Genomic DNA, 11,794 nt, shown 5'->3' with positions numbered 1-11,794 from the left:
CCCGGATTTTTAACTGAGTCAGGCACCTTCAAGAACCTTCTTGGCATGGGCGACGCTGACGTCGCCCGCCGCGACGATGGCCTTGGCCACCCGGTCGACATCGCCGCCCGTCGCCCCGGCGGTGATGGCGATGTTGCGCGCATGAAGCGTCATGTGCCCGCGCTGGATGCCCTCGGTCGCCAGCGCCCGCAGCGCGGCCATGTTCTGTGCAAGCCCGACCGCCGCCGTCACCTCGGCCAGTTCCTGCGCCGAGCCGATCCGCATCAGCCTGAGTGCAGCCTGAGCCGCCGGATGGGTGCGCGTGGCGCCCCCCACGATGCCCAGCGCCATCGGCATTTCCAGCGTGCCCACCAGCGCGCCGTCGGCCGCGATTTCCCAGGTGGTCAGCGAGGTATAACGCCCCGAGCGCGCGGCATAGGCATGCGCCCCCGCCTCGATCGCGCGCCAGTCGTTGCCGGTCGCGACGACCACCGGGTCGATGCCGTTCATGATGCCCTTGTTATGGGTCGCGGCGCGGTAGGGGTCGATCAGCGCCAGCGCGCAGGCCTCGACGATCCGCCGCGCGACCTCGGTCCCGTCATGGGCCCTGGTGGTCAGAGCCTCGGCCGGCACCCGGACGCTGGCGGTCACCACCCGCCGGTCGGCGAGGTTCGACAGGATGCGCAGCCGCACCTGCCCGCCCGAGATCGCCTCGACCCGGGGAGCCAGCAACTCGGCCATGGAATTGACCGCATTGGCCCCCATCGAGTCGCGCACATCGACCAGCAGATGCATCACCACCATCGGCCCGATGGGCGAGCTGGCGAAAACCTCGATCTCGATATCCTTGCAGCCGCCGCCCAGGCCCACTAGCACGCTGTCGCGGGTATTGGCCAGCGCGATCAGCTCGTCCCGATGCGCCAGCAGCGCCGCGCGCGCCCCGAACGGATCGCCAAGCCCCACGATCTGGATCTGGGCGCGCATGATCGGCGCGGTCGAGCTGACGGTGAAACCGCCGCCCGCCCGCGCGAGCTTGGCCATGTAGGAGGCCGCCGCCACGACCGAGGGTTCCTCGACCGCCATCGGCACCAGATACTCGCGCCCGTTCACAACGAAATTGGTGGCGACGCCCAGCGGCAGCTCGAAGGTACCGATGACGTTCTCGATCATGCCATTGGCGACCGAAAGCGGCAGGGCGGTCGCATCCGACAGTGCCTCCATCGCCGCGCCGTCGAGACCGGCCGCCGCGGCCACGGCCGCGCGCCGGTCGGCGGGCTCGCTGTCGCGCAAGCCCTCGATCCGCGATCTGACGCCGGATTGGGATGCCGTTGGGCTATCCGTCATTCTTGCCTCCTCCCGAAACTCAGGCGGACCGATGCCGCCTTCGATTCGGAATTATCCTGACATTTGAGCAAATTCCACCGGACTGCACCCAGAATGTTGGCACCCGCAGGTCGGGACGCCACGGGCGAAGACGGTTTCGCCCCGGGTCGCGGGCCCGCGCATCGGCGCTTTCGCGCCTCCCGATAGGCCCCGAGGCCGCGGAACGCAGGCCTGCATCTTGCCGCACCGTCCGGCCGGGCGCGCGCTTCGGTCAACGCCACCCGCCGGTCCGCCGATACCGCTGCGCGGCAAAGGAAAAGGCCGATGCCCTCTGGGGCACCGGCCATCGAAAGGTGTTTCGGGGCCGGCGCGGCGGCCGGCCCCGGGTCCGGATCAGAGGAACAGCGCGTTCAGCTGCGCTGTCGACATGGCCGCCAGCTGGGTCGAGGTGAAGGCCTCGGTCTGGGTATCGGACAGCGCCGCGATGTCCTGGGTCTGCAGCGCCGCGACCTGGGCCGTGGTCAGCGCCGCGATCTGCTGCGAGTTGAACCCGCCCATCTGGTTGGTCGTGAAGGCCTGGATCGCCGCGGTCCCCATGCCGACGATGCTGGAGGTCGAGATATTCCCGATCTGCAGCGTCGAGAGCGCGGTGATCTGCCCTGTGGTCAGCGCCGCCGCCTGGGCCGAGGTCAGCCCCGCGATGCCGGTCGAGCTGAGCCCCTTGATCGCCGAGGTGTCGAGCTTGACCAGATCGGCGGTTTCCATCGCCGCGATCTGGGTCGAGCTGAAGGCCGCGACCTGGGTCGAGGACAGTTCGGCCGCCTGCGCGGTCGAGATCGCCACGACATTCGCCGTGCTCAGTCCCGAGATCGCCGAGTTGCCCAGAACCTTGATCTGATCGGTCGAGAGCTTGGCCAGCTGTGCCGTGGTCAGACCCTCGGTCTGGGTCGCGCCAAGGCCCTTGAGCGCCAGCGTTCCCAGCGCGCCGATCTGCGCCGTGGTCATTGCCGCCATCTGGGTCGAGGACAGCGCGCCCAGCATCGAGCTGCTGAGGACCGCGGTCTGCGCCGTGGTGATCGCCGCGACCTGCGCCGTGGTCAGCCCCGACACCTGGTCGGCCCCGAACCCGCGGATCGCCGAAGTGTCGAGCTTGACCAGGTCGGCGGTTTCCATCGCCGCCATCTGGGCCGAGCCCAACGCCGCGATCTGCACCGAGGACAGCTCTGCCGCCTGCGCCGTGGTCAGGGCGACGATGCTGGCCGTGCCGAGCCCCGACATGGCCGAGCTGCCCAGCGCCTTGATCTGGTCGGTCGAAAGCTTCGCCATCTGCGCCGTGGTCAGGCCCTCGGTCTGGGTCGAAGTCAGGCCGCGCAGCGACCGCGAGGTCAGGGCACCGATCTGCGCAGTGGTCATCGCCCCCATCTGGGTCGAGGACAGACCCGACAGCGTGATGTCGGTCAGCACCGCCGCCTGCGCCGTGGTCAGTGCCGCGACCTGCGCCGTGGTCAACCCCGCCACCTGATCGACCCCGAGGCCCCGCATCGCGGAGGTGTCGAGCTTGACCAGATCGGCGGTTTCCATCGCCGCGACCTGGGTCGAACTCAGCGCCGAGACCTGGGTCGAGGACAGCTCCGCAGCCTGAGCGGTCGAGATCGCCACGATATTGGCGGTACTCAGCCCGGAGATCGCCGAAGAGCCCAGAACCTTGATCTGGTCAGTCGAGAGCTTGGCCATCTGCGCGGTCGTCAGACCCTCGGTCTGGGTCGCGCCAAGGCCCTTGAGCGCCAGTGTGCTCAGCGCGCCGATCTGCGCGGTGGTCATCGCTGCCATCTGGGTCGAGGACAGTTCCCCCAGCATGGTGCTGCTGAGAACCGCGGTCTGCGCCGTGGTGATCGCCGCGACCTGCGCGGTGGACAGGCCGTCGATCTGGTCGGCGGCAAGCCCGCGGATCGCAGCCGTCGACAGCTTGACGAGATCGGCGGTTTCCATCGCCGCCATCTGGGTCGAACTCAGCGCCCTCAATTGAACCGAGGAGAGTTCCGCCGCCTGCGCTGTCGAGATCGCCACGATATTCGCGGTGCTCAACCCCGACATGGCCGAGGCGCCAAGCCCCTTGATCTGGTCGGTCGAGAGCTTCGCCAGCTGTGCCGTGGTCAGGCCCGCGGTCTGGGTCGCGCCAAGCCCCTTGATCGACCGCGAGGTCAGCGCCCCGATCTGCGCCGTGGTCATCGCCGCCATCTGGGTCGAAGAGAGCCCGCCCAGGGCCGTATCGCTGAGAACTGCGGCCTGCGCGGTGGTCAACGCGGCGACCTGCGCCGTAGTCAGGCCTTCGACCTGATCCTCGCCCAGCGCCTTCACGGCCAGGGTGGTCAGCTTGACCAGATCGGCTGTTTCCATCGCCGCCATCTGGGTCGAGCTCAGCGAGCGGATCTGCGCCGAAGACAGTTCCGCCGCCTGCGCCGTCGAGATCGCCACGATATTGGCCGTGCTCAGCCCCGACATCGCCGAGCCGCTCAGCGCCTTGATCTGTGCAGTCGAGAGCTTCGCAAGCTGCGCCGTGGTCAGGCCCTCGGTCTGGGTCGAGGTCAGCCCCTTGATGGCGATCGAACTCATCGCCCCGATCTGGGCGGTGGTCACTGCAGCCAACTGCGTCGAGGACATGCTGCCCAGCATGGTGCTGCTCATCACCGCGGCCTGGGCCGTGGTGATTGCGGCAACCTGAGCGGTCGAAAGCCCGTCGATCTGGTCAGAGGCAAGTCCGCGGAACGCGGCTGTCGACAGCTTGACGAGATCGGCAGTTTCCATCGCCGCCATCTGGGTCGAGCTCAACGCCTTCAGCTGCACCGAGGACAGTTCCGCCGCCTGCGCGGTCGAGATCGCCACGATATTGGCCGTGCTCAGCCCCGCCATCGCCGAACTGCCCAACGCCCTGATCTGTGCGGTCGAGAGTTTCGCCAGCTGTGCCGTGGTCAGACCGGCGGTCTGGGTCGAGGTCAGGCCCTTGATCGAGATCGAGGTCAGCGCGCCGATCTGCGCCGTGGTCATCGCCGCCATCTGGGTCGAGGACAGCCCGCCCAGCGACACGCTGCTCAGCACCGCGGCCTGCGCCGTTGTCAGCGCCGCAACCTGAGCGGTGCTCAGACCGGCCACCTGGGTCTGGCCAAGGCCCTTGACCGCAACCGTCGAGAGCTTGACCAGATCGGCGGTCTCCATCGCCGCCACCTGGGTCGAACTCAGCGCCGCGACCTGCTGGGAAGAGATCTCGGCCGCCTGGGCGGTCGACAGCGCCACGATATTGGCGGTGCTCAGGCCCTTTATCGCGGACACGCTCAGCGCCTTGATCTGCGCGGTCGACAGCTTCGCGACCTGCGCCGTGGTCAGACCGGCGGTCTGGGTCGAGGTCAGGCCCTTGATCGCGATCGAAGTCAGCGCCCCGATCTGCGCCGTGGTCAGGGCCGCAACCTGGGTCGAGGACAGGCCCGACAGGGTAAGGCTGCTCAGCACCGCGGTCTGCGCGGTGGTCAGCGCCGCGACCTGGCCGGTGGTCAGACCCGCCACCTGCGTCTTGCCAAGGCCCTTCACGGCAATCGTCGACAGCTTGACCAGATCGGCGGTTTCCATCGCCGCGACCTGGGTCGAGCTCAGTGCGGAAACCTGCCGCGAGGACAGTTCGGCCGCCTGCGCGGTCGTCAGCGCCACGATATTGTCGGTCGAGAGGCCGCGAATGGCCAGCGACGACAGCTGCTGAAGCTGCGCGGTCGAGAACTTGGCCATCTGGGCCGTGGTCAGGCCCGAAGCCTGGACCGAGCCGATGCCGCGAATGGCCATGGTGGTCAGGGCACCGACCTGAGCCGTCGTCATAGCCCCCATCTGTGCCGAACTGATACTGGCGATGTCGCTGCTGGTCAGCGAGGCGATTGTGGCGGTTGTCAACGCCGCGATTTGCGCGGTCGACAGGTTACTGAGGGTCGACATGGGCTCTGGGTCCGACTCGGGGGGCGACGCCTCGGCTTCTCGCGCGCGTCTGCCTGACAGTCGAAGTCCTGCTGACTTCGGATCCGCGCCAGCCTGCCGCGCAACCCGTAAAGAAGCTGCTAACCGGCAAGAAGCGTCGTCGGACACTCTCGATAAACATCGCGGCGTTTTTTGGGCTCAAATGGCAATCCCGTCTTAACCGCTAAGCGCGAGTTTGCCTCAAACCGAGGAGAGTCCCGATGACCGATATGTCCCAGACCGTGTTCCTACCCTCCGGCGGCCCGACGCCGCCAGCCGGGTTCCTGTCGCGCACCGGCCGGACGGACCCTGACCCCGTTCCCGACCTCGACGCTCTCACCCGAATGACCGCTGCCTGCGCCGACGCCGCCGCCGTGGTCGATCTTGCCAGCCGCGCCCCGCAGTCGGCGGCCGCGATCTACCGCATCTGGCTCGACCGGAATGGCGCGCGTCCCGATGCCTGGGCCGCCTGGTTCAACCTGTCGGTGTTGCTGAACGTGGCGGGCGATCTCGCCGGCACCTATGACGCGGCCGTGCAGGCGCTCCGGATGAAACCGGACCTCTGGCAGGCCGCGCTTGCCGCGGGCCAGGCTGCCGAAGCCCTCGGCGACCGCGCCGCGGCCATCGCCTTCCTGCGCCAGGCGCTGCCGCCGGCCGAGGGCCGGGTGGCGCTGCACAAGCAACTGGGGCGGATGCTGGAACTCGACAAGAGCCTCGGCGCCTCGGCCGAAGAGCTGCGCGCCTCGCTGCTGATCGAACCGCACCAGCCCGACGTGATCCAGCATCTCGTGCATACCCGCCAGAAGATGGCAGCCTGGCCGCCCGCCGAGCTTGCGGTTCCGGGGCTCAGCACCGCCGAGGCCGAACTCTGGTGCGGCCCGCTTGCAACGCTCGCGCTGCATGACGACCCCGAAATGCAGCGCCGCGTCGCCGCCGACTGGATCGCGCGCAACGTCCCCGATCCGGGCAAACGCCTCGCGCCCCCCGAAGGCTACCGGCACGGCCGGATCCGGCTGGGCTATCTGTCCTCGGACTTCTGCCGCCACGCCATGAGTTACCTGATCGCCGAACTGCTGGAACGCCACGACCGCAGCCGGTTCGAGGTCACGGGCTACTGCGTCTCGCCCGAAGACGGCAGCGATGTACGCGCCCGCATCCTTGCAGCACTCGACCGCCATGTGCCGGTCGGGACCATGACCGACGAAGAGGCCGCGCGACGCATCCGGGCCGACGAGATCGACATCCTGATCGACCTGAACGGGCTGACCAGCGGCGGTCGCCCGGGCATCCTGCGCTGGAAGCCCGCGCCGGTCCAGGCCACCTATCTGGGCTATATCGGTTCGGTTCCTGTGCCCGAACTCGACTGGCTGCTGTGCGACGCGATCACGGTGCCCGAGGAAGAAACCGCCCGCTATTCCCCTGCCCCCTTGCGGATCGAGGGCTGCTACCAGGCCAATGACGGCCGCCGGCCCGACCTTCCCGCGGTCAGCCGCGCCAGCGAAGGACTGCCCGAGGACCGCTTCGTCTTCGTCTGCGTCTCGCATCACTACAAGATCACCGAACCCGTCTTCGCCGCCTGGTGCCGGATCGCTGCAGCCGCGCCCGAGGCGCTGTTCTGGCTGATCGAGGACACGCCCGAAAGCGTCGCCGCCCTGCGCGCGCGCTGGCAGGCGGCGGGCCTCGCCCCCGACCGGCTGATCTTTGCGCCCAGGGTCGATCCGGAACGCTACCGGGCGCGGCTCGCGCTTGGCGATCTCTTCCTCGACACCACGCCCTACAATGCCGGCACCATCGCCTCGGATGCCCTGCGGATGGGGCTGCCGGTTCTGACCATGGCCGGGCGCACCTTCTCGGCGCGGATGGGCACGAGCCTTCTGACCGCCGTCGGCCTGACCGACTGCATCGCTACAGATCCCGAGGATTACGTGCGCCGCGCCGTCGCCATGGCGACGGATCCGGCCCGCCGGCCGGTATTGCGCGGCCCGGCCCTCGCGGCCCGCTGGACCGAAACCCTGGGCGATTGCGCCGATTTCGCCCGCCGCTTCGAAACCGCCCTGCTTTCGGTCGTGAAACGCGCCTGACCCGGGGCGCCGCCCGGCAGGGTCGCCCGGCAGGGTCGCCCGGCAGGGTCGCCCGGCAGGGTCGCCCGGCAGGGTCGCCCGGCAGGGTCGCCCGGCAGGGTCGCCCGGCAGGGTCGCCCGGCAGGGTCGCCCGGCAGGGTCGCCCGGCAGGGTCGCCCGGCAGGGTCGCCCGGCAGGGTCGCCCGGCAGGGTCGCCCGGCAGATGCAAGAACGCCCCGGAACGGAAAGCCGTCCGGGGCGTTCTTGCGCGTCGGGCCGGGGACTCAGGCGGGCCGCACCCCCCTGGCCCAAAGCGCAAAGCGACCGTCGGATTCGACCTGCACGTCGACGAAGCCCGCGCGCGTCATGTGGGCACTGAGCGAGCCGATCGTGAACCCGGTGCGATGTGCCATGAAATCGTTCCCACCCTCAATCGAAGGACGATAGCCGTAAAGGATATCGATCGGCGAGATCGGGCCCGCGGCCGAAACATAGGCGGGCTCTTCCAGCAACCCCTGGGCCACCAGGATCGCGACGCGCTGCAGATCGGGCATCGTCATCAGCGCGAACCCGCCCGGCCGCAGCACGCGACAAAATTCGGACAGTGCCAGCGGCACCTCATGAGCGCGCAGATGCTCGAGATTGTGCGACGACCAGACAGCATCGACCGCGCCCTCGGCCAGCACACTCATGTCGGTGATGCTCGCGACGATGTCGGGCATCACCGACGGATCGATGTCGAGCCGAAGCTCGCGCCAGCCATCGGCCGGGAAGGCGTCGGCCGGAAGCTTGGCGGGGTCGGCCATGCCACAGCCCACATGAAGCACGGTCTTGAGAGAGGCAGTCACATCTTCCGGGTCGAGGGTGAGGGTGTCCATGAAGGAGCTCCGGGTTCAGGATCGGGGTTCGCGCAGGCTTTCGCTCAACCCGTTGAGAACCGGATCGAGGAAATAGGTCAGGAGGGTCCGGTGACCGGTGGCGATGTCGCTGGTCAGCGTCATGCCGGGCATCAGCCCGTCCGGCAGGGCGGTGTCGCGGTCGAAGGCCACGCGCGCGGCATGGCGGGCCGGGCCGCCGCCGGTCGGCACGCTGGAACTGGGCGCAACATCGGTCAGCCGCCCCGCGATCAGGCCATGGCGGCGCCAGGGAAAGGCATCCACCTTTATTCGCACCGGGTCACCGGGATGGACCAGCCCCACATCGCGGGACAGCAGCCCGATCTCGGCATGCATCGCACCGCCCGTGGGCGCGATCACCACCACCGGATCGGCGATGGTCATCAACGAGCCCGGTCCTCCCTCGGCCACCGACAGCACGACGCCCGCCTGCGGCGCGCGCAGATCGTAAAGCCGCGCGCGGTCGGTCGCCTGCGACAGCTGGCGGTCGATCACCGCCAGTCGCGGCCGGAGCCCGGCCAGTTCCTCGAGACGGCTCTGCCGCAAGTCGCTTTCAAAGGCGGCAAGGCGGGCGGCGGCGGTTTCGCGTTCCTGGCGCAGGGACAGAAGCTGGGCCATGTTGTCCCGACTGCTGGTTTCGGCATCCAGCCGCAAGAGCCGGGCCTGGTTGACCGCAAGGCGCGTGCCGCTTTGCCGGGCCAGCAGGGTTTCATGCATGGTCTCGATCTCGCGGGCCGTCGCGACCGCCTCGGCCAGCGCCGGCACGCTTTCCAGCGCCGCGTCGATCCCGCCGTCGATCTGGGCAAGCGCCGTGACCAGCTGGTCGCGCTGCGCCGCCTCGGTTGCGGCGCGTTCGCTCTGGATCCGGGCCTGAAGGGCGAATTCCTCGCCCTCGCCCGCGACAGGGCGGTTGTCGAGTTCGGCCTCGATCCGGGCGATCTGGGCCTCGATCGCCACCCGCTCGGCGGCCAGAACGGCAGCGTCGGTTGCGGGATCGCGCGCATCGAGCCGCGCCAGAAGCTGGCCCGGCTCGACCGCATCGCCCGGGCGCACCAGAAGCCGGTCGAGCACCGCCGAGCCCAGAGGTTTCATCACCACGGGCGGATCGTCGGTCACGATCCGGCCCTCGGCGGTGACCACGACGTCGATCGGCACGAAGGCCGCCAGCGTGACCAGCGCGATCAGCAGCACTGCCGATCCGAAGGGCCAGAGCCGCAGGAGCCAGGGCAAGGGCTCTTCGCGGACTTGCACCAGCGGCGGCTGAAACGGGAGCGCGTCGCGCGCGACATTGCTCATGGGCGGGCGCTCATGTGATATGCTCGGTCTGCTGGCGCCAGAGCATCGCATAGGTTTCGCAGCGCGACAGAAGGGTCTCGTGCGGGGCCATGTCGAGCAGTCGGCCCTGATCGAGCACAAGGATCTGATCGGCCCGGACCAGCGAGGACAGCCGGTGCGAGACCACGATCATGGTGCGGCCATGGGCGATGGCGGCGAGGTTGCGGTTGACCAATGCCTCGGATTCGGGGTCGAGCGCCGAAGTGGCCTCGTCCAGGATGAGGATGCGCGGGTCGGCCAGCAAGGCGCGGGCGATGGCGATGCGCTGGCGCTGTCCGCCCGACAGGTTGGCGCCGCTTTCCTCGACCATGGTGTCGAACCCCATCGGCAGGCGGCGGATGAATTCGTCGGCCCCGGCAAGCGTCGCCGCGCGCAGCACCGCCTCGAGCGGGGCGCCCGGCACCGCGACCGCGATATTGTCCCGGATCGAGCCCCGAAACAGCAGGTTGTCCTGCAGCACGATGCCGACCTGACGGCGCAGCGAGGACAGCGCGATGTTGCGGATGTCGATGCCGTCGAACAGGATCAGCCCCTGTTGCGGCGTCTCGATCCCCTGGATCAGGCGCGTCAACGTGGTCTTGCCCGACCCCGACCGCCCGACGATGCCCACGACCTGCCCCGGCGCGACCGAAAGGCTGACCCGGTCGAGCGCCGGGGTCGCGGCGCCGGGATAGGCAAAGCCCACCTCGCGCAGCTCGAGCGCGCCCGACAGCATCGGCTGTGCCAGTTGCCCGTCATCCTGCCGTTCGGGCGGGTGATCCATGATCTTGCGCAGCATCCGGATCGACAGCGCGGCCTCTTGCCATTCGTTGATCAGGCCCACGATCTGCACCAGCGGCCCCGAGACCCGGCCCGACAGCAGCAGGATAGCGACCAGCGTGCCGACCGTGATCGTGCCCTGAAGCGCCAGCCCGACGCCGACCGCGACCACCGTGACCTGCATCATCCGTTCCAGAAGCCCGGTCAGCGTGCCGGTCAGCGCCGAGATCCGGCCCAGATCCCATTGCTTGCGCACCGACTGGGCCAGGCTGTCTTCCCACAACCGCTGGCGCGCGGGCTCGACCGCCAGCGACTTGACCGCGCGCATGTTGTGCAGCGTCTCGACCAGCAGCGCCTGGCGTTCCGCCTCGACCCCGTAAAGCGCGTTCAGCCGGTTCTGCAGGATCGGCAGCATCAGCCCGATGCAGCCCGCGATGGCGATGGCGTACAGCGCGATGATCAGCGTCAGCGTGCCCGACAAAAGCGCCAGCGTGGTCAACAGAAGCGGCAGCAGGGCCGCGTCCAGCATCGTCTGCAGAAGCCGCCCCGTGAGGAAATGGCGGATCTTGTCGGTCTGCTGGATGTTGCGGGTCAGAACCCCGGCAGGCGTCGTCTCGAACACGGTCATCGGCAGGCGCAACAGATGGGCGACGCTTTGCGAGCCGATATCGGCATCGATCCGGCCGCCCGCGATCTGGCTGAGACGCTGGCGCACATAGCCGAAGCCCGCATCGAAAAGCACCAGCAGCACATAGACCGCGGTCACCGACATCAGCGTGTACCAGGCCTGATGGGCGATCACCCGGTCGATCATCACCTGCAGCAGCAAGGGCAGCGAAAAGGCGATCAGGTTGCCGGTGACGACCGCCACGGCCACCCCGGCAAATAGGCTGCGTTCGCGCCGGAGCGCGGGCAGGAACCAGCGCAGGCCGAAGGCCCGGGCCGCGTCGGCCTTGCCATCCGTCCGCCCGATCAGGATTAGTCGGCCGGTCCAGCGCAGCTCGAATTCCTCCCAGGGAACGCTGCGCACGCCATCGGCTTCGTGCCGTGGATCGAGCAGCGCGGCGGTGCGGGCCTTCTCGATCAGACCGGCATGGACCAGCACGATCCAGCGGCCTTGTTCGACCTCGGCCAGCACCGGCAGCCCCTGCCCCAGCCGCGAGGCCATGCGCCATCCGGCCTTGCCGATCAGGCGGCAGCGCAGGCCCTTGGCCGCGAACAGCGCCATCAGACCGGGCGCGAGGTCGTCCTGCCCCAGATCGGGCAGTTCATCGGGGCTGAGGATGATACCGTTATGCGCGGCGATCAGGAACGCCCCACGCAGCGTCGACAGCTGCGGCGTATCGAGCGCGAGGGTTTCGGACAGCTGGGAATCGTGGACCGACATGCGCCATGTGTACGCAAGCCACCATTAACGTGGGGTTGTCGGGAAACGGCGCGGGACAGAAC

Annotated in this window: 5 protein-coding genes and 2 pseudogenes; 1 reads left to right on the top strand and 6 read right to left on the bottom strand. The window is 68.8% G+C overall.

Features of this window, described 5'->3' with window-relative positions:
- Nucleotides 1-18: 18 nt before the first annotated feature.
- From BYZ73_RS12290 to BYZ73_RS12285, 3 genes and pseudogenes are all read right to left on the bottom strand, one after another.
- Entirely contained in the window at nt 19-1,323 is a 1,305-nt protein-coding gene (locus BYZ73_RS12290) for a hydroxymethylglutaryl-CoA reductase, degradative (protein ID WP_112316177.1), read from the bottom strand.
- A gap of 372 nt (nt 1,324-1,695) precedes the next feature.
- Nucleotides 1,696-2,574 (bottom strand): annotated as a pseudogene (locus BYZ73_RS24150) (beta strand repeat-containing protein); the annotation flags it as partial.
- 216 nt (nt 2,575-2,790) lie between these two features.
- A pseudogene (locus tag BYZ73_RS12285) lies at nt 2,791-5,163 on the bottom strand (beta strand repeat-containing protein); the annotation flags it as partial.
- Nucleotides 5,164-5,516: 353 nt separating this feature from the next.
- Here BYZ73_RS12285 and BYZ73_RS12280 point away from each other — a divergent pair.
- Nucleotides 5,517-7,376: an O-linked N-acetylglucosamine transferase, SPINDLY family protein gene (locus BYZ73_RS12280; protein ID WP_245943134.1), complete on the top strand. Its 1,860-nt coding sequence runs from the start codon at nt 5,517-5,519 to the stop codon at nt 7,374-7,376.
- Nucleotides 7,377-7,639: 263 nt separating this feature from the next.
- On the opposite strand, the gene BYZ73_RS12275 is transcribed toward BYZ73_RS12280, so the two are convergent.
- The 3 genes from BYZ73_RS12275 to BYZ73_RS12265 are packed head-to-tail and all read right to left on the bottom strand — an operon-like array spanning nt 7,640 to nt 11,732.
- The gene (locus BYZ73_RS12275; RefSeq protein WP_108023869.1) at nt 7,640-8,233 is read right to left on the bottom strand and encodes a class I SAM-dependent methyltransferase; all 594 of its coding nucleotides are present in this window, start codon (nt 8,231-8,233) and stop codon (nt 7,640-7,642) included.
- A 15-nt stretch (nt 8,234-8,248) separates the two neighbouring features.
- Nucleotides 8,249-9,547, bottom strand: a complete 1,299-nt coding sequence (locus BYZ73_RS12270) for an HlyD family type I secretion periplasmic adaptor subunit (RefSeq protein ID WP_112316175.1) — start codon at nt 9,545-9,547, stop codon at nt 8,249-8,251.
- A gap of 10 nt (nt 9,548-9,557) precedes the next feature.
- Complete coding sequence (locus BYZ73_RS12265; protein WP_112316174.1) at nt 9,558-11,732, bottom strand: peptidase domain-containing ABC transporter; 2,175 nt, start codon at nt 11,730-11,732, stop codon at nt 9,558-9,560.
- Between the last annotated feature and the right edge of the window lie 62 nt (nt 11,733-11,794).

This window comes from Rhodovulum viride (genome assembly GCF_003265965.1).
In the GTDB taxonomy this organism is placed as follows: Bacteria; Pseudomonadota; Alphaproteobacteria; order Rhodobacterales; family Rhodobacteraceae; genus Rhodovulum; species Rhodovulum kholense.
This window is presented reverse-complemented; position numbering and strand designations above follow the sequence as displayed.

Coding starts and splice junctions, on each gene's coding strand:
- BYZ73_RS12290 (WP_112316177.1), bottom strand. CDS start 1,323: ATGACGGATAGCCCAACGGCATCCCAATCCGGCGTCAGATCGCGGATC.
- BYZ73_RS12280 (WP_245943134.1), top strand. CDS start 5,517: ATGACCGATATGTCCCAGACCGTGTTCCTACCCTCCGGCGGCCCGACG.
- BYZ73_RS12275 (WP_108023869.1), bottom strand. CDS start 8,233: ATGGACACCCTCACCCTCGACCCGGAAGATGTGACTGCCTCTCTCAAG.
- BYZ73_RS12270 (WP_112316175.1), bottom strand. CDS start 9,547: ATGAGCAATGTCGCGCGCGACGCGCTCCCGTTTCAGCCGCCGCTGGTG.
- BYZ73_RS12265 (WP_112316174.1), bottom strand. CDS start 11,732: ATGTCGGTCCACGATTCCCAGCTGTCCGAAACCCTCGCGCTCGATACG.